The sequence below is a fragment of the [Empedobacter] haloabium genome, from assembly GCA_008011715.2.
GTDB lineage: Bacteria > Pseudomonadota > Gammaproteobacteria > Burkholderiales > Burkholderiaceae_D > Rugamonas > Rugamonas haloabia.
On record CP136508.1, the window covers coordinates 3,179,709 to 3,204,554 of the forward strand.

Below are 24,846 nucleotides of genomic sequence, written 5' to 3' on the forward strand. Positions count from 1 at the left end.
TCCCGAAAAGCAAAACCATCCATGAGGACACAATGAGCGATTTCGAATATCCAAGACCGCAGCTGGTGCGCGACAACTGGCAGAACCTGAACGGCAAATGGCAGTTCGCCTACGACGACGAGCGGCGTTACTGCCGGCCCGACGAGGGCATCGAATGGACGCACGAGATCAACGTGCCGTACGCCCCGGAGACCAAGCTCTCCGGCATTCACGACATGGGCTTTCATTACGTGGTGTGGTACCGCCTGGCGTTCGACCTCGAACGCAGCGGCGGCCGCACCATCCTGCACTTCGGCGCGGTCGACTACCAGGCCAAGGTCTGGGTCAACGACCGCCTGGTGACGACGCACGAAGGCGGCCACACCTCGTTCTGCGTGGACATCACGGACGCCCTGGTGGATGGCGCGCGCCAGGTCATCGTGCTGCGCGCGGAGGATGATCCGGCCGACCTGCAGAAGCCGCGCGGCAAGCAGGACTGGCAGCTCGAGCCGCACTCGATCTGGTATCCGCGCACCACCGGCATCTGGCAGACCGTGTGGGTCGAACAGGTGCCGACCACGTACATCAAGCAGGTGCGCTGGACGCCGCACTTCGACGGCTTCGAGATCGGCTGCGAGATCCTGGCCGCCGGCGCGCGCCGCGAAGGCCTGTCGGTGGAAGTCAAGCTGTGGCACGGCGACCACCTGCTGGCCGACGACGACTACAAGCTGATCGGCCAGGAAGCGAACCGCAAGATCGCCATTTCGGACCCGGGCATCGACGACTCGCGCAACGACCTGTTGTGGAGCCCGGAAAAGCCGACCTTGCTCGATGTGGAACTCACCCTGCGGTGCGACGGCAAAGTGCTGGAAACGGTACGATCCTATACAGCGCTGCGGTCCGTGGCCATCAACCGGGACCGCTTCATGTTGAACGGCCGGCCGTATCCGCTGAAGCTGGTACTGGACCAGGGCTACTGGCCGGACAGCGGCATCACGGCACCGAACGACGCGGCCCTGAAGCGCGACGTGGAACTGGCCAAGGCGATGGGCTTCAACGGCGTGCGCAAGCACCAGAAGATCGAGGACCCGCGCTACCTGTACTGGGCCGACAAGCTGGGCCTTCTGGTATGGGAAGAAATGCCGTCGGCCTACTCCTTCAGCCCGCGTTCGATGACGCGCCTGATCAAGGAGTGGCAGGAGGCGATCGAACGGGACTACAGCCATCCGTGCGTGATCGTGTGGGTGCCGTTCAACGAGTCGTGGGGCGTGCCGAACCTGACGTCGATGCAGGCGCACCGCAACGCGGTGGAAGCGCTGTACCACATGACGCGGATGATGGACTCCACGCGGCCGGTGATCGGCAACGACGGCTGGGAAGCGTCGGCGACGGACATCCTGGGCATCCACGACTACGACAGCGATCCGCAGCGCATCAAGGCGCGCTACGAGGTGACGGATCCGGCCCGTACGCTGTTCGACCAGCGCCGCCCGGGCGGCCGCATCCTGACGCTGGACGGCTTCCCGCACCGCGGCCAGCCGATCGTGCTGACGGAGTTCGGCGGCATCGCCTTCGATACCAAGGCGCCGGACATCGACACCTGGGGCTATTCGCGCGCCACGACGGCCGAGAGCTTCTACAAGCACTACACGGAGCTCCTGAAGGTCGTCAACGAGACGCAGATGTTTTCCGGCTTCTGCTACACGCAGTTTGCCGATACGTATCAGGAAGCGAACGGCCTGCTGAACGCGGACCGGACGCCGAAGATCCCGCTGGAACAGATCAGCGCGGCCACGCGCAGCGTGCAGCTGGTCGTACCGCCTCCGCCGGAGCCAGCATAACAGCCCGCACCAGGGCTTGCAGCAAGACGTGCCAGGCGGCGCCTGGCGGCGCGGCAACCGCTGAACGCGGCCCGCCGCGCGATGCGCCGCCGCAGATGATCGGGGTCCTCTGCATGGCACGGCGTTTTTGACTACCACAACTAACGACCCATTTGGGGCAAGGGAGAAATCATGTCGACTATTATCGTGTTCTGTCACCTCCGTTGGGACTTCGTCTTCCAGCGTCCCCAGCACCTGCTGACCCGCCTGGCGAAACATTACAAGATCGTGCTTGTGGAAGAGCCCATCCATCACGATGGCGAAAGCTTCATGCGCACCCGCGAGGTGGCGCCGAACGTCACCGTGTGCCAGCCGCACACGCCGGTGCAGCAACCTGGTTTCCACGACGACCAGATTCCGCTGCTGCAGCCGATGATCGCCAAGCTGGTGCCGGAGAACGAAGACCCGATCGTCTGGTTCTATACGCCGATGGCCCTGCCGCTGCTGCCGCAGCTGCACGCTTCCGTCGTGGTGTACGACTGCATGGACGAACTGTCCGCCTTCAAGAACCCGCCGCGCCAGCTGCTGCAGCGCGAGACGGCGCTGCTCAACATCGCCGACCTGGTGTTCACGGGCGGCCCGAGCCTGTACGAAGCCAAGCGCACCCGCCACGCCAACGCGCACTGCTTCTCGTCTTCCGTGGACGCGCAGCACTTCGCCCACGCACTGGAGCGCGCCGGCAGCCATCCGGACCAGGCCGACATTCCGCATCCGCGCCTGGGCTTCTATGGCGTCATCGACGAGCGCCTGGACACCGACCTGGTGGCCCAGGTGGCCGATGCCAACCCGGACTGGCACGTGGTGCTGGTCGGCCCGGTCGTCAAGATCGATCCGGCCCAGCTGCCACAGCGCCCGAACCTGCATTACCTGGGCCAGCGCAGCTATGACGAGCTGCCGAAGTTCCTGGCCGGTTGGGACGTGTGCCTGATGCCGTTCGCGCTGAACGAGGCGACCAGGTTCATCAGCCCGACCAAGGTTCTGGAATACATGGCGGCCGAGCTGCCGATCGTCTCCACCGCCATCCGCGACGTCGAACAGCCGTACAGCCATGTGGTGGCGATCGGCCACACGCCGGAAGAATTCATCGCGCACTGCAAGGCCGCACTGGCGCAAACGCCGGAACAAACCGTGCAGATGGTCGAGAAAATGCGCAAGGTCGTGGCCAATACGTCGTGGGAAACCACGGCCAGCCGCATGCGCGCACTGATCGACGGCACCACGCCGTCGCGCAAGTATGCCCGCCTGACCACGCCGGAGCCGGTGGCGGAGACGCAGGCCCCGAACGTCAATCCGCTGCGCACCCCGGCCAGCAACGCACCGAAGGTCGGCAGCGTGATGGTGGGTGGCGGCGCCGCCGCGGCGGCCTACCAGGTGGGCGACGAGGCCGTACCGGAGCGCAAGCAGATGCAGGCTTCCAGCGTGAAGCCGGTGATCAAGCTGGACGTTTGAGTCAGTACGGGACAGGCAGCAGGCGCCTGACGAGGGTCTGTCCCCCTTGGGGACTGACCCTGAAGTTCACTACAGGAGGTTCGCCAGCAAGCTCCCACCAGGCAGGCAAACTTCGGGGTCAGTCCCTGTCCAGGGACAGACCCCAGCGTATCACCGGTGCTTGATCAACCCTGGCAGCGAAACTGCCAGGGCAAGGCGTTGTGGATGGCGGTGGCGGCAATCGCCGCCTGCCCCGTCGCCACGCTGATCTGGTTCAATCCCACCACCACATCGCCGACCGCGTACAAACCCGGCACGGTGGTGCGCTGGTGCTCGTCGACGATCAGCTTGTCGCACTCGCCGCAGGCGGCGCCGATATCGGCCGCCAGGGCCGAGCGGGCTTTTTCGCCCAGCATGGGGTAGAACACGTCGAAGCGGTATGCTTCGCCGTCCTCCGTGTGCAGCACCGGCGCCATGCCGTCCGTCAAGGTCACGCCTTTCAGCGGCGAAGCGATGTAGCGCACGCCCGCCTCGCGCAGGCTGCGCGCCTCCTGGTCCGACAGCGGTGCCTGGGGCTCGCGTTCGAACAGGGTCACGTCACAGGAGAAGGTGCGCATGAACAGGGCGTGGCCGGTGCGGTTGTGCGGCTGCGAGACCACGGCCACTTTCTTGTCGAGGATGTCGAAGCCATCGCAGACGGGGCACAGGCGCACGGCGCCGGCAGCGACCGCGTCGTGCCAGTCCTCGACCGGCAACCCTGCGTCCGCCACGCCCGTCGCCAGCAGCACGACGGGCGTATGGATCTCGCCGCCCTCGTGGCTGGCCACGAACACGGCGCCATCCTTGCGCAGGCTGGTGACCTCCAGGTTGTCGACGGCGCCGCCGTAGCAGGACAGCTGCTGGCGCAGCCGGTCCAGCAGTTCGCCTCCCGGCACGCCGCCAGGGAAGCCCGGATAGTTGTGGCTGACGGGAACCAGCGACAGGCGGCTGTGACCCTTGTCCGCCACGATCACGTCGCGGCGGAAACGGCGCAGGTAGATCGCGGCCGTCAGCCCGCCGGGGCCGCCGCCGATGACGAGCACCTCGCAGCGGCGCGGCACGGTCAGCGGCCCGTCGGAGCGCCGGCCGGGCTCGATCCCGGCGTTCCACCCGTTCCCCCGGCCGGTGCCGGCGCCAGCGTGTTGTTGGCGTTGGTACCCGGACCCCAGCTGCCGTTGTTCAACGGCTGCGACGAGCCAAGCGTGCCCTGCGACAGCGAAGCGCCGCTGCTGGTGTTGGTGATGCTGGTCGTTCCCGTCGCGCTCATATTGCCGAGCGACGGGGGACGGTTGTCGATGGTGCCCAGCGGCGCCGTCACGCCCGGCGTGCCGACGGTACCCCCAGTCCGCGACCCATTGGTGGGCAGCGTGCCCGCCAGTGGCGTGCGCGCCGTGCCCACGCCCGTGGCGCCGACGCTGCCGGCGAACGTGCCGCCGACCCCCGTGTTGACCTGGCTGCCGATGCCGGTATCGAGTTGCCCGTTGAGCGGGCCGTTGCGCTGGCTGTTCAGCTGCGTATTGACCTGCCCGTTGGCCGGCTGGCTCAGCTGGGCCTGGGCGGTCGTGGCGGCCATCGTGGCCACCAGCAGCAATGCGACGTGTTTCATGGCTGTCCTCCTTGCGTGAAAATCGGTACGACGATTTTGTCACGCTGCCGGCGCCGGGGCCGTAGGAGTGCGCCGCACCGGGCGGTCGGAACGGGGCGCGCCGTCACGACGTGGCGGCACCGGCCGGCAGTTCGCGGATCTTCAGGATGCCGATCAGGTTGCACAGCCGCGTGCGGCACAGCTGCAGTGGCTCGGCTTCGTCCGCGCCCACGTGCAGCAGCACGTCGACGCCGTGGCGGCCCGGTGCCAGGTGCAGGCTGTGCAGCGCCAGGCCGCCGCGCCGTACGACCGACAGCACCGTTTCCATCGTGGCCAGGGCCACGTCCCGCTCCACCCGCAGGCGGAATGTCTTCATATGCAGTTCCATATCGAAATGTTAGCCCGGCGGGGCTGGAATAGGCGTCTGAATATTCAACCAATCCGCCGGCTTGCGAGAATTTTCTTCCGCATAAAGTAAAATATCGCGCTGGATCATCTGCAAGTGGGGAAAACGATGGAAGAACTGGATCAGATCGACCGGCGCATCCTGCGCGCGTTGCGGCGCGATGGACGGTTGTCGAACACCAAGCTGGCGGACGAGGTCGGACTGTCGACCACGCCGTGCTGGAACCGGGTGCGCGCGCTGGAGGAGCGCGGCGTCATCGAGGGCTACACGGCACTGCTCAACCAGCAGGCGCTGGGCCTGCCGGACACCGTGATCATCGAGGTGACGCTGGAGCGCCACGACGACGACATGCTGGTCAAGTTCGGCGAGGCGCTGGCCGGCCTGCCGGAGGTCATGGAGGCCTACCTGCTGACTGGCGACTACGATTACCTGATCAAGGTCGCCGTGGCGGGCACGGCCGGCTATGAGGAGTTCCTGCGCCGCAAGCTCTATAAACTGCCCGGCATCCGCCATAGCCGCTCGACGTTCGTGCTGCGCTGCCTGAAGCGCGCCCACTCGGTCGAGCCATGAACAACCAGCCGGTGCAACTCAGTGGGCGGCCGTATGGCTGGCCCGCCCCGGCTGGATGACGCCGGCGCCGCTGGCCATGCGCCGGCATTCGACGGCACAGCGGCGACAGGCGGCCGCGCAGTCCTGGCAATGCTGCATCGCGTGCTTGCCGCACTCGTCGGCGCAGGCTTCGCACACGTCCGCGCACAGGCCGCACAGGCTGCTCGCCAGCGCGCTGCCGCGCGCCAGGAAGCCAGCCACGGTGCGGCACAGGGCGGCGCAGTCGATGTCGCCGGCGATGCAGGCGGCCATCATTTTCGGATCTTCCTCGCGCAGGCAGGCGGCGGCGCAGCGGTCGCAGGCGTCGGCGCAGGCGTGGCAGGCTTCCACACAGGTTTGCATGACAGCTCCTTCGCATGAATCGAAGCACACAGCTTAGCGAAGCAGACCGGCAGGCGGCGCCACGGTGCCCTTGCGCACAGACGGGACGGTGCCTGCCGGGCATGATTTTCTGACAACTACTCAGCGAGGAATCCATGCAACGAACCATGCGCGCGGCCGTGACCGCGCTGGCCATGCTGGCCGCCACCGGTGCCCAGGCACTGGACAGCAAGGAACCGCCCAAGGCAGCGCCACCCATGCAGAAGATCCTGGACGCCTATGCGGCGCTGGACGTGCGGCCGCTGGCGGGCCTGACACCGGCCGAGGCGCGCCGCCAGGCCACGGCTGCCGACGCTGTCGCGCGCGTGCTGAGGGACGATGGCAAGGCGCCGCCGAATGCCGCCGCGCTGGCCGTGAAACACCGCTCCGCGCCCGGCCCCGCCGGCCCGGTCCCGCTGCACGTGTATGCCCCGCCCGGCAAGGGCCCGTTCCCCGTGCTGGTCTATTTCCACGGCGGCGGCTTCGTGCTGGGCGACACCAAAGCCTACGAGCCGTCGATCCGTGCGCTGGCGCAGGGCGCCCATGCCGTCGTCGTCTCGGTGGACTACCGCCAGGCGCCGGAGCACCGCTTTCCGGCCGCGGCGGACGACGCCTTTGCCGCCTGGCGCTGGGTCGTCGCCCATGCGCAGGACCTGAACGGCGACCCGACGCGCGTGGCCGTCGCGGGGGAAGGCGCGGGCGGCAACCTGGCTGCCGTCGTGGCGCTGATGGCACGCGACCGCAAGGTCCAGGCACCCCTGCACCAGGTGCTGATCTACCCCGTCGTCGGCGACGACATGAGTACGCCGTCCTACCAGCGCAATGCCAACGCCCGCCCGCTGGACAAGGCTTCCATGCAGTGGTTCCTGCAACACTATGCGAGCGCGCCGGCGGACCGGGAAAACCCCTACGCGCTGCCGCTGAAAGCGGGTTCGTTGAAGGGGCTGGCGCCGGCGACGGTGGTGGCGGCCGAGATCGACCCGTTGGCCAGCGAAGCGAAAGCCTATGCCGACCGTCTGCAAGCGGACGGCGTGGCGGTGCGCTACCGCGAGTTCGACGGCGTCACGCACGAATTCTTCGGCATGCAGGCCGCGCTGCCGAAAGCGGAGGACGCACAGAAATTCGTGATCGAGGACCTGGTCAAGGCGTTCGCTGCGCGGCCGGGCGCCGAGGGCGCCGTCGCGCGGCACTGAGCTCAGGCGGCCACGGCGGCCACCTTGCGTGCCGCCGGGCGGGCGCGGCTGCCGGTCCTGGCCCGGGCCGGGCTGGCCACGGCCTTGCCCTTGCCCTTGCCTGCGGCCCGTTCCGCCTCCCGCTCCAGGCGCTGCTGCAGCAGCGCCAGCACGGCCGCCTCCTCCGGCTGCAGGTCGTGCAGGTCGCGCGTCAGCTCCTCCTCGGCACGGGTGCGCAGCGCGGCCAGTTCGGCGCCATCCATGTAGGCGTCCAGCACGGCCGGATGCACATAGCACTTGCGGCAGACGGAGGGCGTATTGCCCAGTTTTTTCGCCACCGACTCGATGGCGCGCACCACGTTCTTCTTGGCCTGGGTCTCGGAGTCGAATTTCTCGAACTCCTGCAGGGCCAGCGCGGCCAGCACGGTGCCGGACCAGGTGCGGAAGTCCTTGGCCGTGTAGTCCTCTCCGGTGATGGTGCGCAGGTAGTCGTTGACGTCGCTGGAATCGATCGAATGGCGCGCACCGTCGTCGTCCACGTACTGGAACAGCTCCTGCCCCGGCAGGTCGCGCATGCGGCCGATGATGCGGGCCAGGCGCCGGTCCGCCACCTTGACATCGTGCCAGACGCCGCTCTTGCCGCGGAAGTGGAACTCGACCTCCTTGCCGTCCACCCGCACGTGGCGGTTGCGCAAGGTGGTCAGGCCGAACGACTTGTTCTCCTTCGCATATTCCTCGTTACCGATGCGCATCATCGTCGCCTCCAGCAGGTAGACGATCGTCGCCAGGACCTTCTCACGCGGCAGTCCCGCCAGGCCCAGCGCCGCGTCGACGGCACGGCGGATGCCCGGCAGCGCGCGGCCGAAGGCGATCATCCGCTCGTACTTGACTTCGTCGCGCACGCTGCGCCAGCGCGGGTGGTAGCGGTACTGCTTGCGCCCGCGCGCATCCCGGCCCGTCGCCTGCAGGTGACCGTTGGCCTGGGCGCAGATCCACACGTCCGTCCAGGCCGGCGGAATCGCCAGCGACTTGATGCGGCCCAGCGTGGCCTCGTCGTCGATCACCCTGCCGTCCGCGTCCAGGTAGCGAAAGCCCGGGCCATCGTTGGGCACACGGGACAGGCCGGGCCGGGCGTCGGTCACGTAGCGCAGGCCGGCGGCGCGGGCGGCGGCCTGGGCATCGCCCGCCAGCATGGCGCTGGGCAGCGCCGTGGTTTCTTCGGGTTTCATCGTCTATCCTCGAGGCAGCATGGACCCAGTGTGCCACTGCCCACGGCGCCGCTCCGTTCGCCAGCCCACATGCCGGCACGCATGACATGCTTGGGTTACAATGCTGCCTCCACCGTTTGACCTGACCGCGTCCGCGTTCGCCGTTCCTTGCGCGAGCCGCGCCGTCGCGGCACCTGCTGCTGAAGATGCCCATGACCACACGCTCCGTACCGCCGCTCGCCGGCCTGCTGCTCGCCATCGCCCTGCCCCTGGCCGCCCATGCCGGGGATTCCATCGAGGAACGCACCTGGAACACGTCGGCCGAACTGGGCGCGATCACGACCAGCGGCAATACCAGCGGCACCTCGGTGACCGGCAAGATCGACGCGCGCCAGGAACTGGAAGACTGGAGCAACCAGTACATCCTGACCGGCTTCTTCAAGGAAGACCGCAGCGAGGACAGCGACGGCCGCAAGCAGTCGGTCCGCTCGGCCGAGCGCTTCGCGCTGTCGGCCAAGGCGGCCTACAAGCTGATGGAGGACGGCCAGCGCCTGTACGTGCTGGGTTCGCACGTGGACGACCGCTTCGGCGCCTACACGCGTTACTCGTCCGTCTCGGTCGGCCGCGGCCAGCGCCTGTACAAGTCGCCGGACAAGGTCGTCGAGGTGGAATTGGGCCCGGGCTACTTCAACGGCGTGCGCGCCACCGGCGAGGAGGAAAGCGGCCTGACGGTACGCGGCGCGGCCAACGTGCGCTGGCAGATCAGCCCCTCCGCGCTGTTCACGCAGACGGTCGCCGTGGAACGGGGCACGTCGAACGTGCGCTCGGTGGCCGAAACGGCGCTGTCCACCAAGATCAACGGCACGATGCAGATGAAGGCCGCGTTCAGCGCGCGCAACGATACCAATGTGCCGGTCGATAAAAAGAATACGGATACGCAGACGTCCGTGACCTTGGTGTATTCGTTCTGATCCGCGGAACCCATGGTGTCAGGCACCTTTCTCAGGGCGTCACCGCCCTGAGAAAGGTGCCTGACACCGCGGGTTGCTTCACCGTCAGCGGCAAGCGCCCGCCGTCAGCAGTACCAGACCGCCCCAGCCCACCGCGACCAGCGCCAGCCAGCCGCTGCCGAGCCGGGCCAGCGCCAGCAATCCGGTCCGAGGTAGCCGGCAGGCGCGCCACAGCAACAAGCCGCACGCCGCCAGTGCCAGCACGGTAACCGCCAGCAGCAAGCACCAGCGCCAGTCCAAGCCACCGCCCGGGGTGCAAGCCGCCGCCGCGAACAGGTAGCAGAACGCGAAATGCCCCGCCCACACCAGCAGCGGCGCGGTTCCCTGCAGCAGGCGTGGCCAGAAGCGTTCCATCGTCATCCCATCAGCCGCGGCCAGCCATGCAGCGCGAACGCGATCACCAGCCCCTGCCCCGCCGCGTACAGCCAGATCAGCGCGCTGTTGTCGAGCGTGGCGCGGCTGTCGGGACGCAGGCGGCGCCGCAGCGAACGCGCCACGACATAGGGCCCGACCAGGGCCAGCAGTACCACGTGCAGGCCCTGGTAGGCCAGCAGGCCCGCCACGCTGGCGCCCCAGGCATGCGCGACCGGATCGAGCCCGGCGTCCAGCTGGGCCCAGACGTCCAGGCCGAACGAGGCGAGCATGCAGGCCAGCGCCGCGGCCACCAGCCAGCGCAGCGGGCGTTGCGAGCCCGTCAGCGGGCGGCGCCACGCCAGCGTCGTGGCGCCGGCGCTGGCCAGGAGCAGCGCAGCCGACAGCAGCGCCATCCACGGCTGCGCCAGCCGGCTGCCCGGCGGCGGGCAGACGTCCAGCCGCATCGAGACGTGCACATAAGTGAACAGGAAGGCCAGGAACACGCCGGCATCGACCACCAGCATGATGACGGTGGCCCACCAGGACGGGCTGGCGGCGCCGGACGCGCCCACCGGCAGCACGTTGGCGGCGCCCAGGTTGTCGGCCACGCGGGCCTGCGTGGCCGGTGGCGGGCGGTCCTGCCCCCACAGCCACGCCAGCACGGCGCCGATCGCACCGATGCCGCAGGCCCACGCGGCCCCCGTCCACTCGATCGTCAGCAACAGGAAGAAGCCGGCCGTGCCGAGCGCCGCCAGGAACGGCATCCAGCCATCCGTCGGCAGTACCAGCACGTACAGCGGGCGCGCGGCCAGCGCGCTGGTGACGATGGTCTCGCGCTTGCCGGTGGCCGTGCCGGGCAGCCAGTGAGCGCCGGCCACCACCTCGTCCGCCAGCGCGGGGCGGTCCCACAGCGGCTCGGCGCTGTCCACCTGCGGGATGCTGCGCACGGCGTAGCAGTCGTTCGGCAGCCATTCCAGCGTGGCCGCGCCCCACGGGTTGCCGGGCTCGCGCTCGGGCCGGCGCAGGGTGCGCGCCAGGTCACCGAGGAACAGCAGCACGCCGGCCGCGAACACGAAGGCGCCGACGGTGGACAGCAGGTTCAGGCCGTCCAGTCCCAGGCCGGACGGATAGGTGTAGACCCGGCGCGGCATGCCCAGCAGGCCGCTGACGTGCATCGGGAAGAACGCCAGGTGGAAGCCGCCGAACATCAGGCCGAACACCCAGCGTCCCAGCCGTTCGGACAGCGCGTGGCCGCGCACCAGCGGCAGCCAGTAGTACATCCCCGCGAACACCGGGAACACCATGCCGCCGATCAGCACATAGTGGAAGTGGGCGACGACGAAGTACGTGTCGTGGGCCTGCCAGTCGAACGGCACCACGGCCACCATCACGCCCGTCAGACCGCCCAGCACGAAGATGAACATGAAGCCCAGCAGGAACAGCGCCGGTGCCGTGATCCGCACGGTGCCGCGCCACAGCGTGCCGATCCAGGCGAATACCTGCACGGCGGTGGGAACGGCCACGGCCATGCTGGCGGCCGACACCAGGCCGGCCTCCAGCACGCCCAGCCCCGCCGTGAACATGTGATGCGCCCACAGGCCGAAGCTGAAGAAGCCGACGCCGACCAGCGCCACGATGACGGCACGCCGGCCCACCAGCGGCGTGCGCGCGATGGTCGGGATCATCGTCGACACCATGCCGGCCGCCGGCAGGAAGATGATGTACACCTCGGGGTGGCCGAAGAACCAGAACAAGTGCTGCCACAGCACCGGGTCGCCGCCGCGTGCCGGGATGAAGAACGGCCAGTCGAACGCGCGCTCGAGTTCCAGCAGCGCCGTGCCGGCGATAATCGCCGGGAACGCGAACACGATCATCACGCCCACCACCAGCATCGACCACGCATACACGGGCATGCGCGCCAGGGTCATGCCGGGCGCCCGGGTGAACAGGATGCCGACGATCAGCTCGATGGCGCCGGCGATCGCCGAGATCTCGATGAAGCCGATGCCGAGCAGCCAGAAGTCCGCGTTCAGGCCTGGCGAGTACGCCTTGCCGGTCAGCGGCGGGTACATGAACCAGCCGCCGTCCGGCGCCAGGCCGACGAACAGGGTGCAGAAGAAGCCCAGCCCGCCGATGGCGTAGGCCCAGAACGCGTATGCCGACAGCCGCGGGAACGGCAGGTCGCGCGCGCCCAGCATGCCGGGCAGCAGGTACACGGCCAGCGCCTCGACGATGGGGATCGCGAACAGGAACATCATCACGCTGCCGTGCATGGTGAACACCTGGTTGTACGTGGCGGCCGAGAGCAGCGTGTTGTCCGGCACGGCCAGCTGGGCGCGCATCAGCAGGCCCAGGATGCCGGCCAGCAGGAAGAACAGCAGCGCCGTGCCGATGTACAGCAGCCCCACCGTGGTGTTGTTGACGGACGTGACGAGGCGCCAGCCGCGTGGCGTGCGCCACACCCGTTCCAGCCGTTCCAGTTCGCCGGGCGGGCGCGGCACGGCGCTGGGCAACACGCGCCCATGCGGCGGCGCCGTCATTTCAGCGACTCCAGCCAGGCCGCCAGCGCGCGCAGGTCGGCGCCGTCCAGCGCGCGCGTGGCGGGCATGCGCGCTCCCGGCTTGTGCGCCTGCGGATCGGCCAGCCAGCCGGCCAGCGCGGCCGCGTGCGTGGGCAAGGTGCCGGCCGCGATGGTACGGCGACTGCCGACATGCGTCAGGTCCGGCCCCAGCGTGGCACCGCGTACTTCCGGGGTGACGCCGCGCACCGCATGGCAGGCCTGGCAGCGCTGCGCCAGGAACACGGCCTGGCCGCGCGCCAGTTGCGCATGCGCCGGCGGCGCCGCGGGCCAGGCCTGCGCGGCCAGCCAAGCGTCGAATTCGGCCGGCGGCCGCGCCACCACGTCGAGCGCCATGCGCGCATGCTGTTCGCCGCAGTACTCGGCGCACTGGCCGCGGTAGGTACCGGCGCGCTGCGCCTGCACGCGCAGCCCGTGCATGCGGCCCGGGATCATGTCGATCTTGCCGCCCAGCGCCGGCACCCAGAAGGCGTGGATCACGTCGCCCGCGCCCAGGGCCAGCCAGACGGGCCGGCCGACCGGAATATGCAACTCGTTGGCCAGCGCGATCTCGCGGCCGGTGGCAGGGTCGGTGTAGCGCACCTGCCACCACCACATATGGCCGGTGACGGCAATGCGCAATGGCGTCAGCGACGTCTGCGGCGACAGCCGCGCGGTGGCGACGGCGCTCCAGGCCAGCAGCGCCGTCAGCCCCAGCACGGGGAAGGCCAGGCCGCCGGCCACGATCCACCAGCGCGCCCGCACGGCCCGGCGGCCAGGGCGCAGCGCGCGCAATGTGAGCCACGTCAGCGCGGCCAGGATGACGGCGGCGGCGACGAACATCGTCCAGCCCAGGCGGGCGATCGTGATGGCATCCGGGCTGGCGGGATCGAAGAAGCCCGCCGTCATCGCAGCGTCGCCAGGTAGGCCGCCATATGGCGCGCATCGTCCGGCGACACGCCCAGCGCCGGCATCGCGGTGCCCGGCTTGACGGCCGGCGGATCGACCAGCCAGCGCGCCAGCGCCGGCGGATCGTTCGGCAGCGTGCCCGCGACGTAGCTCTGGCGTCCGAACGTGGCGAGCGGCGGCCCGGCCGTGCCGCGCGCCGCCTCGACGCCGGGGATCACGTGGCAGCTGCCGCACTGGAACTGCGCCAGCAGGCGCCGGCCCCGCTCCGGATCGGCGCCGTCCGTGCCTGCCGGCGCGCGCCGTTCGCTGCAGCCGGCCAGCGCCGCCGCGAGCAGCAGTGCGCTGGCGAGCATGGGACGGGGACCGAAGCGGAAGCAAACTCTTGCGCGCACGCACTGTTCCTGCAGCAAATGGATGAATCCATATAATACAGAAACGACAATTTTCCACCGTTCCCAAGCGTGCACATGCCCCGATGACCCGCCCGTTCCGCTCCCATGCCTTGCGCGTCGCCAGCGCGAGCGCCCTCGCCGCCGTGCTGGGCGCTGCCGCGGTGGCGGCTTTGGCGGGCTACGCGGTGTTCCGCGGCGGCTGGTACGACGTGGCCGCCACGCGCCAGCACTTCCAGTTCGTGCATACGCTGCTGGAGCGGGCCATGCAGCATTCGGTGGCCTTTCACGCGCGCGACATCGAGGTCCCGCGCCAGCCGGGCGAGGCCGCGCTCCTGCGCGGTGCCCACCTGTACGTCCGCCACTGCCAGCAATGCCACGGCGGCCCAGGCGTGGCACCGCTGCCGTTCGCGCAAAGCATGCAGCCGGTGCCGGGCCCGCTGGTGGACGCGGCGCGGCGCTGGCGGCCTCCCGAGCTGTATTACATCACCCGGCACGGCATCAAGATGAGCGGCATGCCGGCCTGGGGGGCGCGCCTGGCCGAGCCGGAGCTGTGGGCGCTGGTCGCCTTCCTGGGCCAGCTGCCGCACCTGACGGCGGACGGCTACCGCGGCATGCTGGGCGCCGCTGCCCCGGCGGCGGCCACGGCCGCCGCGGCGCCGCTGCCGCCGCCCGATCGCGTGCGCGGCCGCCTCGTCCTGACCCAGTATGCCTGCCAGAGCTGCCACCTGATCCCCGGCGTGACCGGCCCCGCCACCTACGTCGGGCCGCCGCTGTACGACCTGGCGCGGCGCAGCCATCTCGCCGGGCTGCTGCCCAACACGGCCGACAACCTGGCGCGCTGGATCCGCGCGCCGCAAGCGGTGCATGCGCAGACGACGATGCCCACGCTGGGCGTCTCCGAGCGCGATGCGCGCGACATGGCCGCCTACCTGCTGACCACCCGCGAAGGAAGCCATCAATGAACGATCACACGCCCCAGCACGTTCCGGAACAGCGCTTCGCGCGCCGCGTCGCCCTCGTCAACGGCATCGTCATCCTGGCCCTGCTCGTGCTGGCCGCGTTGTGGTTCGCGCATGACGCGCTGCTGCTCGTATTCGCCTGCGTGCTGTTCGCGATCCTGCTGTACGAGCTGGCCGGCACGGTGCACCGGCACCTGGGCCTGTCGCGCAAGTGGTCGCTGGCCGTGGTGGTGACGGTGCTGCTGCTGGTGTTCGGCGTGGGCGGCTGGCTGATGGCGCCGCAGATCGGCGAGCAGGCCGACACGCTGGCGCAGGCGGTACCGGACGCACTGCAGCGCATGCGCGCGGCGATGGAACAGCAGCCGCTGCTGCGGCGCCTGATGGCCGGCGTGCCCTCGCCGGAGCAGATGCAGAAGCAATTGATGCAGCTGGTGCCGAACGCCGGCCTGTTCTTCTCCGGCCTGCTGGGCGCCGTGGGCAACGTCGTCATCATCCTGTTCGTCGGCGTCTACTTCGCCGCGCAGCCGCACCTCTACATCGAAGGCTTCGTGACGCTGGTGCCGCCCGCCAAGCGGGCGCGCGCGCGGGAAGTGCTGGACGAGCTGGCGCGCACGCTGGCGCGCTGGCTGCTCGGCAAGGCGGCGTCGATGCTGCTGGTGGGCGTGGCCTCCGCCGCCGGGCTGGCGCTGCTGGACATTCCGCTCGCCCTGATCCTCGGCCTGATCGCCGGGCTGCTCGATTTCATCCCGTATATCGGCCCGCTGCTGGCGGGCGTGCCCGCGGTGCTGATCGCGTTTTCCGGCGACCCCACGCAGGCGCTGTACGTGGTGCTGCTGTTCGCCGCCATCCAGCTGGTCGAGGGCTACCTGCTCTCGCCGCTGATCGAAAAACGCACCGTGTCGCTGCCCCCGGCGCTGACGATCGTCATGCAATTGCTGTTCGGCGCCCTGTTCGGCATGGCCGGGGTGGCGCTGGCGACACCGCTGACGGCCGTGCTGGCGGTGCTGGTGTCGATGCTGTACGTGCAGGATATGCTGGGCGATCCGGTGCGCACGCCTTCCGAGAGCCAGGGACGGTAGAAACACCGGTGCCTGTCACCGGGGGGCTACGTGCTCAGCTGCTTCTGCGTCTGGTACAAGCGCGCATACAAGCCGCCCTGCGCCAGCAGGGCCTCGTGGGTGCCCGCCTCGGCGATGGCGCCGCCGTTCATGACGACGATGCGGTCGGCATTCTCGATGGTCGACAGCCGGTGCGCGATGACCACCGTCGTGCGGCCCTTCATCAGGCGCTCCAGCGCGGCCTGCACCTGCCGTTCCGATTCCGTGTCCAGCGCGCTGGTGGCCTCGTCCAGGATCAGGATCGGCGCGTCCTTGTACAGCGCGCGCGCGATCGCCAGGCGCTGGCGCTGGCCGCCCGAGAGGCGCAGGCCGTTCTCGCCCACCTCGGTCGCATAACCCTGCGGCTGGCGCTCGATGAATTCGTGCGCGTAGGCGGCGCGCGCGGCGGCCTCGATGCGGGCCTGGTCGGGTGCCGGGTCGCCATAGGCGATATTGGCGGCCAGGGTGTCGTTGAACAGCACCACGTCCTGGCTGACCAGCGCGATCTGCTGGCGCAGGTCGGCCAGGCGGTACTCGCGCAGGTCCACGCCATCGAGCAGGATCGCGCCCGTCGTCACGTCGTAGAAGCGTGGCAGCAGGCTGGCCAAGGTCGTCTTGCCGCTGCCTGAACCGCCCACCAGGGCGACCGTCTCGCCGGCCGCGATGGCCAGCGACACGTCGCGCAACGCCGGGGCCGCGTCCGGGTCGGTCACGCCGTAGCGGAAGCCCACGTGCTGCAGCTCGATGCGGCCGGCAGCGCGCGCCAGCGGGCGCGTGCCTTGGTCCGTTTCGATGGGTGCGTCGATCAGGCCGAACACGGATTTCGCCGCCGCCAGCCCGCGCTGCAGCGGCTCGTTGATCTTGGTGAGGTTCTTGATCGGCGACTGCATCGCCATCAGGGAACCCATGAATGCCACGAAGGCGCCGGGCGAGAGCGCGCCCGCCTGCGCGCGCACCAGCGCGAAATAGATCACGGCCGACAGCGTCGCGCCGACCAGCATCATGATGATCCCCGAGTTCATGGCGGCGGTGGCCGAGTGCTTGACGGCCAGCTGGCGGTTCAGCCGCACCACGTCGTCGAAGCGGCGCTGCTCGTATTCCTGGCCGCCGAAGATCTTGACCACGCGCTGGCCGCCGATGCTCTCGTCCAGCACGCGGGTCAGCTCGCCCATCGCGTGCTGCGCGCTTTCCGACAGGCGGCGCATGCGCCGGCCCGCGAAGATGACGACGAGCGCCACCAGCGGCAACAGGCCCAGGCAGAACACGGCCAGCTGCCAGTCGATCGTGAACAGCGACACGAGGTAGCCCGCGGTGGCGACGGAATCGCGCACGGCGACATTGAGGACGTTGAGGCCGGCCTGCGACACCTGGTTGGCGTCGAACGTCACCCGCGACAAGGTGGTGCCGGTGGAGGACTGGTCGAAGTAGCCGTTCGGCAGCCGCAGGATGCAGCGGAACATCTGGCCGCGCAGGTCGGCCTGCACCCGGTTGCTGAGCCAGGACGAGCCATAGTCGCCGGCGAAGCTGCTGACCATGCGCAGGAAGGCCAGCGCCATGATGATGGCGGGGATCGTCCACAGCGCGGCCTGCGCCGCGTCCACCGGCATGAAGCGGTCGATCCACTGTCCCACCGTCGTCAGCACCCCGCCCGCCACCTCGGCGCCGTGGCTGATGCCTTGCGGCCGCAGCGCGTCCACGACGTTTTGCAGCTGGCGGATCAGCAGCACGTCCGTCAACGAGGCCACGCCGACGGCGATCAAGGTCGCGGCCAGCACGCCGCCATGGGAGAGGAACTGCCGCAGCAGACGGAAATACAGTTGGCGGCTTTGCACGGGTTCTGCCACAGAAAAAAGGGGAAAGGCAGCATTGTAACCGCCTTCGATGCCGCGATGAAACGGCACCCCTGGCGCCCCGCGCCACGTAACACTTGTTACGCTTTGTTACAGATCAATAGTTGGGCAAACCGTCAAGATCGGAGCCTAGAATATGTGCTTGATTACAACAAAAACCGCTGGAACCCGCATGGATGCTCGGCCTTGCGAGATGAAAGCACCATGGTTGTTGCATATTGGATACGAATCAAAAAAACAATTACAAAGTGTAAAAATTTAGTGGCAGAGATACATTTCTTGCGCCTATACTGGATTTGCAATTTCCAAAACATTGCACTCTCCTCTATCGTCAAAACGAAAGTGAACCAATGAAAACGTTCCTCACTCTTTTTGCATCGGCGGCGCTGACACTATCGGCATCGGCCCACGCAGATACGCCGCCCACCTCCCTTACCGAGGGCTTCGATAACATCAGTTCGCTCAGCGGCTGGGTCATCAACAATGCCAACGGCGGCCAGAGCTGGTTCCAGGGCAACGACGGCGTCTTCGCGGCCCAAGCCGGCGCGGACAATTCGTACGCCGCTGCCAATTTCCTGTCGGGCGCAGGCAGCAACGGCGCCATCGACAACTGGCTGATCACGCCTGAGCTGACGCTGTCGGGCACGACGCGCATCACGTTCTACACCCGCACGGCCGATGCAGGTTTTGACGATAACCTGGGAGTGCTGTTCGGCGCCGGCAACGGCAGCGACATCGCCGGCTTCAAGACGAGCCTGCTGTCGATCGACGCGGCCGCCTACCCTGGCGACTGGACCCGCTACACGGCCGAATTCACCGGCACGGGCACGGGCCGCTTCGCGTTCCACTACACCGGCAATGCCGAGACCAGCGACTATATCGGCCTGGACAGCGTGACGATTTCCGCCGTTCCTGAACCGTCGAGCTGGCTGATGATGGGCCTGGGCCTGGCTGGCGTGGGCTTCATGGCCCGCCGCAGCCGCCGCGCCGCCGCCGGCGCCGGCCTGGCACTGGCCGCCCTGGGCATGAGCTCGGGCGCCATGGCCGCCGACGACAAGGGCATGGTCGTGGTGCGTGACGCCGAAACGGGCCAGCTGCGCGCCCCGACCCCGGCCGAATACAAGCAACTGGCACCGCAGACGCTGAAGAGCGCGGCCCTGCAAGCCGGCAACACCAAGGAATCGAAGGTCGTGACCCGTCCCAACGGCACCCGCGTGGCCAGCGTCGCCAACAAGGTGCTGTACTCCGTCGTCACCAAGAACGCGGACGGCTCGCTGAGCGAAGCCTGTGCCGAAACCGAAGACGCTGCCCTGGCAGCCTCGAAAACCCCGCGCGTTGCGCAAGCCAAGGAGCGCAACTATGAAGCGCAATAATATGAAGAGCATCATCGCCGCCCTCGCCGTCGCGTTCAGCGCCGCCGGTGCCGCCCAGGCCGCCGCACCGATCGTCATCGTCAACGCCAACGAACCGGGCGTCGGCTTCAACGACCCGACGCCGGTCGAGCCGATCGGTGGCAACACCGGCACGACCCTGGGCGAACAGCGCCTGATCGCGTTCACGCACGCCGCCAACATCTGGGGCTCCAAGCTGAACAGCACGGTGCCGATCCGCATCCAGGCCAGCTTCGAGCCGCTGCGCTGCACCGCCACATCCGCCACGCTGGGTTCCGCAGGCACGCTGGAAGTGTTCTCCGACTTCCCGGGCGCGCCAAAAGCCAATACCTGGTACCCGAGCGCCCTGGCCAACAAGCTGTCCGGCGCCGACCAGAGCCCGAGCATCGCCGACATCCGCGCCCGCTTCAACTCGCGCCTGGGCCTGGCCGAGGACTGCCTGCCAGGTTCGCCGTTCTACCTGGGCCTGGACGGTGCCGACGAAGGCGGCACCGACTTCGTGGCCGTGCTGCTGCACGAAATGGGCCACGGCCTGGGCTTCCAGAGCTTCTCCGACGAGGAAACGGGCGAATACTACCTGGACACGCCGTCGATCTGGGATCACTTCATGACCGACAACCGCACCAACAAGACCTGGACGCAGATGACGCCGGCCGAGCGCGTGGCCAACGCGGTCAGCGGCGACGGCATGTCGTGGGGCGGTCCGGAAGTCACGGCCGCGGTGCCTGACGTGCTGGGCAAGCTGGGCGTCGTCAACATCAGCGGCAGCGCCGCTGGCTCGACCGCCGGCAACTACAAGTTCGGCGAAGCCAGCTTCGGCATGCCGATCGGTTCGCAAGTCGTTGCCGGTCAGCTGATGCCGGTGGTCGACCAGGCCGCCGGTACGGGCCTGGCCTGCCAGCCTTTGAACCCGATCAACGCCAAGGCCGTTGCCGGCAACATCGCGCTGGTCGACCGCGGCTCGTGCACGTTCGTCGTCAAGGCGGCCAATGTGCAGGCCGCCGGTGCGATCGGCATGATCGTCGTCGACAACGCGCCGGGCGACCCGGCCGGCATGAGCGGCAGCGACCCGTCGGTCACGATCCCGGCCGTGCGCATCAGCCAGGCCGACGGCACTGCGCTGAAGGCCAAGCTGGCCTATCGTTCGCGCACCAAGTCGGGCATCGTCGCCACCTTCAAGGCCGACGAGAACCGCATGGCCGGCACGGACAACCAGAAGCGTATCCTGATGTATACGCCGACGACCTTCGAACCGGGCTCCTCGGTGTCGCACTACACGACCTCGGCCCGCCCGAACCAGCTGATGGAACCGTCGATCAACTCGGACCTGACGCACGAAGTGGAACCGCCGAAGGATCTGAGCCTGCCGCTGCTGCATGATATCGGCTGGTAATCCTCCGCTGTCAGCACATTAGAAAGTGCCGGGCTTGCCCGGCACTTTTTTTTGGGCGCTGTTCGCGTTAAGCAGTGGAACTTCCGTCATGCCGGCCTGTCTGACCTCCTGTTGAGATATCTCATGCGGAGGGAGGCCAGCAATGGGGACGACGGATACTCAGCGGTGTTGCATGCGCTGCGCCAGCGCCAGCTGACGTTCGAAGAGGCCGCTGCCTTACAGGAGGGGAATGCCGCCCTAAATTGTCCAGTATCGTCGAGGCGGACGAGACCTAGCTGCTCGAGTCGCAAAAGGGCTCGCGCCCCCTACCTGCGGCTTATCTTACCCAGCGCCGGGATGACGCCATGCAGTCGGCTGACCTCCCACGTCGGCCGCGCCGCCCCGCCATTGACCGCCCCATCCGGATTGAACCACACGCTGTCGATGCCGAACCGGTTCGCGCCCAGGATGTCGGCGTCCAGCCGGTCACCCACGATGACGGTCTCGGCGTGCCGGAACGCGCGCGCCATACCGACCGTGTGCTGGAAGAAGCGCACGTCCGGCTTGGCATGACCGCATTCCTCCGACGTGGCAACAAACGACAGGTGCTCGCGCAGGCCGGCACTGGCGATGCGCCGCTGCTGGATCTGCGCGACCCCGTTGGTGATGATGCCGACCTCGCCGATGGCCGCCAGCGCCGCGCACAGCTCGCGCGCGCCCTCCACCAGCACCACGCTGTCCGCCAGCGCTTCCAGGTACAGCCCGCTGGCCGCGTGCGCGTCCAGGTCGAGCCCGGCGCCGTGGAAGGTACGCCGGAACCGCTCCACCTTCAACACATCCTTGCCGACCGTGCCGGCCTCGAAGTCACGCCACAGCGCCAGGTTGATGGCCTGGTAGCGCTCGAACAGGCCGGCGGGCAGCGCCGCGACACCCAGCGCGGCCAGGGTACGCTGGAACGAGAGCCGCTCGGATGCCTTGAAATCGAGCAGGGTGTCGTCCAGGTCGAACAGGAAGAGTCGATGTTTCATCCTGGCATGATAGCGTAAGCGCTCAACCCGGGCCGGGCACCCGTGCCACCGTGGCGGCAGGCAGCGTGGCGGCGACAAAGCCGGCCAACGACAGCAGCGACAGGCCCAGGAACAGCCCCAGCAGCACCAGGGGCGGCGTGCCGGCGCCCAGTAGCAAGGCCGTCAACAGCGGACCCGCCGCGCGCGCCAGCAGCGACGGCCCCGCCATCGCGCCGGCGATGGCGCCGTAGTGGCGCCGTCCGAACAGCGCCTGGGGCACGGTGCCGCGCACGATGGTCAGCACGCCGTTGCTGGCTCCCAGCAGCAGGCAGAACAGCCCGGCCGCCCAGTGCTGGCGCGCCAGCAGGAGCATCGCCAGCAACCCGGCCGGCAACGCGCCGAACGCCAGGCGGCCGATGTGCTGGGGTGGCGCATCCTGGAACCACAGGCGCTCGGCGATGCGCCCCGCCACCTGGGCCGGACCGATCAGCGCGGCCAGCGCCACCGCCAGCGTGGCGCCATACCCCAGCTGGCGCAGCAGGGGGATCAGGTGCACGGCCAGCGCGGAAAAGATCAGCGCGTTGACGGCAAAGGCCAGCGCCAGCTTCCAGAAGGCCGGGTGACGCACGGCCTGACGCAATTCGAGGTCGGCAGCACCGGCCGCCGCGTCGTTCGTCCGCGCCGGCGCCGGCGGCGTGCCCCGCCCTCCCAGGCACAGGTGCAGCGGCAGGCACAGCAGCACGTGCATGGCGGCATAAGCCAGGCACGTACCACGCCAGCCCAGCCACTCGTCCAGGCGCAGGGTCAGCGGCCAGAACACGGTACTGGCAAAGCCGCCGAACAAGGTCAGGGTCGAGATCAGCCGGCGCGAATCGGCGCCGAAGTCGCGGTTCAGCGTGGCAAAAGCGGCCTCGTACAGGGTCAGCGCCATGGCCAGGCCCAGCACCGTCCAGGCCAGCACGTAGATGGACAGCGAATTCGTTCCGGCCAGCAGCAGCATGCCGGCCGCGGCCGCCAGCGAGCCTGCCCCCATCACGGCGCGCCCGCCCAGCCGGTCCAGCAACGCGCCGGCCGGCGTGGCGGCCAGGCCGGACACGATCAGGCTCCACGAGTAGGCGCCGTACACCAGCGCACCGCTCCAGTGGAATTCGCGCGCCAGCGCCGGCCCCAGGATCGTGATGCTGTAGTACAGCGAACCCCAGGAAGCGATCTGCGTGACAGCCAGGATCGCCAGGGTCGCGCGCTGGCGCCGGGCGTCCGGCGCGGCCATGTCCAGCGGGCCGCTCAAATCGTGTCGGCCGTGCCGCCGTCCACCCGCAGCGCCGCGCCCGTGGTGGCGGAGGCCTGCGGCGAGCAGACGTAGACGACCATGTTCGCCACCTCCTCCGGCAGCGCGACCCGCTGCAGGATGGAGCTGGCGCGGTGCTGGCGCACGAAGGCGTTGGCCCGCTCCAGCGCCACCTCGGCGCTTTCGCCCGGCGCCACCATCTCCTGCACGCCTTCGGACAAGGTGGGGCCCGGCAGCACGCTGTTGACGGTGATGCCGGTACCGGCCAGGCTCTTGGCCAGCCCGCGTGCCACGGCCAGGTTGGCCGTCTTGGTGAAGCCGTAGTGGATCATGTCGGCCGGGATGTTGATGGCCGATTCGGACGAGATGAAGACGATGCGGCCCCAGTTGCGCTGTTGCATGCCGGGCAGCCAGGCGCGGCTGGCGCGTACCCCGGACATCACGTTGACCTCGAAGAAGCGCGTCCACTCGCTGTCGGCAATCTCGGCGAACGGCTGCGGGCCGAAGATGCCGACGTTGTTGACGAGGATGTCGCACTCGGGCTCGGCCGCCTTGAGCTGCGCGAAACCGGCCGCGCCGCTCAGGTCGACGGCATGGCCGCGGGCGCGCGCGCCGGGCACCGCTTCGGCCAGCCGCGCCAGCGCGGCATCGACGTCGGCCTGCTTGCGGCCCGTGATCACGACGGTGGCGCCGGCCCGCGCCAGCCCCACTGCGATGGCATGGCCTATGCCGCGGGTGGAACCGGTGACGATGGCGGTCTTGCCGGTCAGGTCGATGTGCATGCTTGCTCCCCTTATCCCTTGAAAAATGATAATTCTTGGCAAAAACGACACTGTAGCGCGCTCCGGCGAATCGTGCAGCCCCCGGTGCTGCCGTCGCCGGCGAGACGTCTAGACAACATGTTCGAGAAAACAGGTGTCAAACCGGCTGCCGGGACGGTAGACTTGCGAATACCTTTACAGCAATATTCCTCTGGGACATCGCCTTTGATCCGTTACCGCCTCTCGCGCCCGCCAAGGGCAGCCTCCCGTGCCGGGGCCGCGCTGTCGCTGCTGCTGGCGCTGCTGCTGGCCGGGCCGGCCCGCGCCGTGACGGCCGCCAGCGACACGATCGCCGTGCTGTTTCCCGACATCGGCGAACCGTACCGCAAGGTATTTACCGAAATGATCGACGGCGTGGAACTGCAACTGGGCGGCAAGGTGCGTGCCATCCCGGTCGGCGCGACCGCCGGTGCCGACGTCCAGGCCAGCCTGAGGCGCCAGGGTGCGCGCGCCGTCATTGCACTGGGGCGCCAGGGCCTGAAGACGGCCGGGGCGCTGGACGGGTCGTTCGGTATCGTCGTCGGCGGCATCAGCGCGCTGCCGGAGCCGGAGCGCTGGCGCGGCATCAGCCTGGCGCCCGATCCCGTACTGCTGTTTTCCTGGCTGAAGACGCTGGTGCCGGGCGTGCGCCGCGTGTTCGTCGTCCACCACCCGGTGCACAGCCAGGCCATCGTGCGGCAGGCGCGCGAAGCGGCGCGCGGCCACGGCCTGGAGCTGCTGGCCTTCGAGGCCACCGACCTGGCAGCCGCCGTGCGCGGTTACCATGCGGCCTTCGCCATGTCGGACGGCCGCCGTGACGCCCTCTGGCTGCCGCAGGACAGCGTCACCGTCGACGACAGCACGATCCTGCCGATGGTGCTGCGCGAGTCGTGGAACCGCGGCGTGCCGCTGTTTTCCAGCAGCGTCCTGCACGTCAGGAAGGGCGTGCTGTTTGCCTTGTATCCGGACAACGTGGCGCTCGGGCGCGACCTGGCAGTGCTGGCGCAAGCCGCGCTGGTGCCGGACGAGACCGCCCGGCCCGGACTGCAGCCCCTGCGTGCCGTGCGGGTGGCATTCAATACCCGCACCGCCAGCCACCTGGGCCTGGACGTGGACAGCCACCAGCACCCCTTCGACGCGATTTTTCCCTGACGGAATAGTGCTTTGTGTAAATTAATTTCTTTTCGGCTAATA

Annotated in this window: 23 protein-coding genes; 10 read left to right on the forward strand and 13 right to left on the reverse strand. The window is 68.7% G+C overall.

Annotated features, from left to right (window positions below; translation table 11 throughout):
* Positions 1-32 precede the first annotated feature (32 nt).
* On the forward strand, positions 33-1,820 hold the full coding sequence (locus tag E7V67_013905; GenBank protein WUR16148.1) for a glycoside hydrolase family 2 TIM barrel-domain containing protein: 1,788 nt from the start codon (positions 33-35) through the stop codon (positions 1,818-1,820).
* Positions 1,821-1,991: 171 nt separating this feature from the next.
* Complete coding sequence (locus E7V67_013910; protein WUR16149.1) at positions 1,992-3,308, forward strand: glycosyltransferase; 1,317 nt, start codon at positions 1,992-1,994, stop codon at positions 3,306-3,308.
* Positions 3,309-3,472: 164 nt separating this feature from the next.
* Here E7V67_013910 and E7V67_013915 read toward each other — a convergent pair whose 3' ends face one another.
* The 3 genes from E7V67_013915 to E7V67_013925 all read right to left on the reverse strand — a co-directional run bounded on the left by E7V67_013915 (position 3,473) and on the right by E7V67_013925 (position 5,287).
* Positions 3,473-4,387, reverse strand: coding sequence for an NAD(P)/FAD-dependent oxidoreductase (locus tag E7V67_013915; protein ID WUR16150.1), 915 nt, complete (start codon positions 4,385-4,387; stop codon positions 3,473-3,475).
* A 2-nt stretch (positions 4,388-4,389) separates the two neighbouring features.
* Positions 4,390-4,932 carry a hypothetical protein gene (locus E7V67_013920; protein WUR16151.1) on the reverse strand — a complete coding sequence of 181 codons (543 nt, stop codon included), beginning with the start codon at positions 4,930-4,932 and terminating at the stop codon, positions 4,390-4,392.
* Between the two features lie 103 nt (positions 4,933-5,035).
* Positions 5,036-5,287, reverse strand: a complete 252-nt coding sequence (locus E7V67_013925) for a hypothetical protein (GenBank protein WUR16152.1) — start codon at positions 5,285-5,287, stop codon at positions 5,036-5,038.
* A 138-nt stretch (positions 5,288-5,425) separates the two neighbouring features.
* Between E7V67_013925 and E7V67_013930 the strand changes: the two genes are divergently transcribed.
* A complete protein-coding gene (locus E7V67_013930) occupies positions 5,426-5,887 on the forward strand; it encodes an Lrp/AsnC family transcriptional regulator (protein WUR16153.1) in 462 nt (153 codons plus the stop codon).
* Between the two features lie 18 nt (positions 5,888-5,905).
* Here E7V67_013930 and E7V67_013935 read toward each other — a convergent pair whose 3' ends face one another.
* Complete coding sequence (locus tag E7V67_013935) at positions 5,906-6,268, reverse strand: four-helix bundle copper-binding protein (GenBank protein ID WUR16154.1); 363 nt, start codon at positions 6,266-6,268, stop codon at positions 5,906-5,908.
* Positions 6,269-6,402: 134 nt separating this feature from the next.
* Here E7V67_013935 and E7V67_013940 point away from each other — a divergent pair, with 134 nt between their 5' ends.
* Positions 6,403-7,479 (forward strand): alpha/beta hydrolase, encoded by a 1,077-nt coding sequence (locus E7V67_013940; protein ID WUR16155.1) that lies wholly within the window; start codon positions 6,403-6,405, stop codon positions 7,477-7,479.
* Between the two features lie 2 nt (positions 7,480-7,481).
* Here the strand turns inward: E7V67_013940 and E7V67_013945 are convergent, their stop codons facing one another.
* Entirely contained in the window at positions 7,482-8,687 is a 1,206-nt protein-coding gene (locus E7V67_013945) for a DNA topoisomerase IB (GenBank protein ID WUR16156.1), read from the reverse strand.
* A gap of 191 nt (positions 8,688-8,878) precedes the next feature.
* On the opposite strand from E7V67_013945, the gene E7V67_013950 reads away from it, so the two are divergent.
* Positions 8,879-9,637, forward strand: coding sequence for a DUF481 domain-containing protein (locus E7V67_013950; protein ID WUR16157.1), 759 nt, complete (start codon positions 8,879-8,881; stop codon positions 9,635-9,637).
* A gap of 84 nt (positions 9,638-9,721) precedes the next feature.
* On the opposite strand, the gene E7V67_013955 is transcribed toward E7V67_013950, so the two are convergent.
* Genes E7V67_013955 through E7V67_013970 form a run of 4 tightly spaced genes read right to left on the reverse strand, consistent with a single transcriptional unit; the run spans position 9,722 to position 13,888 of the window.
* On the reverse strand, positions 9,722-10,030 hold the full coding sequence (locus tag E7V67_013955) for a hypothetical protein (GenBank protein WUR16158.1): 309 nt from the start codon (positions 10,028-10,030) through the stop codon (positions 9,722-9,724).
* Between the two features lie 2 nt (positions 10,031-10,032).
* Positions 10,033-12,570 (reverse strand): cytochrome c oxidase subunit I, encoded by a 2,538-nt coding sequence (gene ctaD, locus E7V67_013960; GenBank protein WUR16159.1) that lies wholly within the window; start codon positions 12,568-12,570, stop codon positions 10,033-10,035.
* On the reverse strand, positions 12,567-13,496 hold the full coding sequence (locus tag E7V67_013965) for a c-type cytochrome (protein ID WUR16160.1): 930 nt from the start codon (positions 13,494-13,496) through the stop codon (positions 12,567-12,569). Before E7V67_013965 ends, ctaD begins: the two co-directional genes overlap by 4 nt.
* Positions 13,493-13,888: a c-type cytochrome gene (locus E7V67_013970; protein ID WUR16161.1), complete on the reverse strand. Its 396-nt coding sequence runs from the start codon at positions 13,886-13,888 to the stop codon at positions 13,493-13,495. Before E7V67_013970 ends, E7V67_013965 begins: the two co-directional genes overlap by 4 nt.
* 83 nt (positions 13,889-13,971) lie before the next feature.
* Here E7V67_013970 and E7V67_013975 point away from each other — a divergent pair, with 83 nt between their 5' ends.
* Entirely contained in the window at positions 13,972-14,850 is an 879-nt protein-coding gene (locus tag E7V67_013975; protein ID WUR16162.1) for a c-type cytochrome, read from the forward strand.
* A complete protein-coding gene (locus E7V67_013980; GenBank protein WUR16163.1) occupies positions 14,847-15,926 on the forward strand; it encodes an AI-2E family transporter in 1,080 nt (359 codons plus the stop codon). Before E7V67_013975 ends, E7V67_013980 begins: the two co-directional genes overlap by 4 nt.
* A 26-nt stretch (positions 15,927-15,952) precedes the next feature.
* Here the strand turns inward: E7V67_013980 and msbA are convergent, their stop codons facing one another.
* The gene (msbA, locus tag E7V67_013985) at positions 15,953-17,776 is read right to left on the reverse strand and encodes a lipid A export permease/ATP-binding protein MsbA (protein ID WUR16164.1); all 1,824 of its coding nucleotides are present in this window, start codon (positions 17,774-17,776) and stop codon (positions 15,953-15,955) included.
* A 368-nt stretch (positions 17,777-18,144) separates the two neighbouring features.
* Between msbA and E7V67_013990 the strand changes: the two genes are divergently transcribed.
* Together E7V67_013990 and E7V67_013995 are read left to right on the forward strand one after the other, a co-directional pair.
* Positions 18,145-19,167, forward strand: a complete 1,023-nt coding sequence (locus tag E7V67_013990; GenBank protein WUR16165.1) for a choice-of-anchor J domain-containing protein — start codon at positions 18,145-18,147, stop codon at positions 19,165-19,167.
* The gene (locus tag E7V67_013995; protein WUR16166.1) at positions 19,154-20,578 is read left to right on the forward strand and encodes a PA domain-containing protein; all 1,425 of its coding nucleotides are present in this window, start codon (positions 19,154-19,156) and stop codon (positions 20,576-20,578) included. Before E7V67_013990 ends, E7V67_013995 begins: the two co-directional genes overlap by 14 nt.
* A gap of 305 nt (positions 20,579-20,883) precedes the next feature.
* Here the strand turns inward: E7V67_013995 and E7V67_014000 are convergent, their stop codons facing one another.
* From E7V67_014000 to E7V67_014010, 3 genes are read right to left on the reverse strand one after another with little or no spacing between them, the layout of a single operon-like run.
* Positions 20,884-21,585, reverse strand: a complete 702-nt coding sequence (locus tag E7V67_014000) for a YjjG family noncanonical pyrimidine nucleotidase (GenBank protein ID WUR16167.1) — start codon at positions 21,583-21,585, stop codon at positions 20,884-20,886.
* A 22-nt stretch (positions 21,586-21,607) separates the two neighbouring features.
* Positions 21,608-22,852, reverse strand: coding sequence for an MFS transporter (locus E7V67_014005; protein WUR16168.1), 1,245 nt, complete (start codon positions 22,850-22,852; stop codon positions 21,608-21,610).
* A complete protein-coding gene (locus tag E7V67_014010; GenBank protein WUR16169.1) occupies positions 22,849-23,634 on the reverse strand; it encodes an SDR family oxidoreductase in 786 nt (261 codons plus the stop codon). Before E7V67_014010 ends, E7V67_014005 begins: the two co-directional genes overlap by 4 nt.
* A gap of 204 nt (positions 23,635-23,838) precedes the next feature.
* Between E7V67_014010 and E7V67_014015 the strand changes: the two genes are divergently transcribed.
* The gene (locus tag E7V67_014015) at positions 23,839-24,804 is read left to right on the forward strand and encodes a hypothetical protein (GenBank protein ID WUR16170.1); all 966 of its coding nucleotides are present in this window, start codon (positions 23,839-23,841) and stop codon (positions 24,802-24,804) included.
* Positions 24,805-24,846 lie beyond the last annotated feature (42 nt).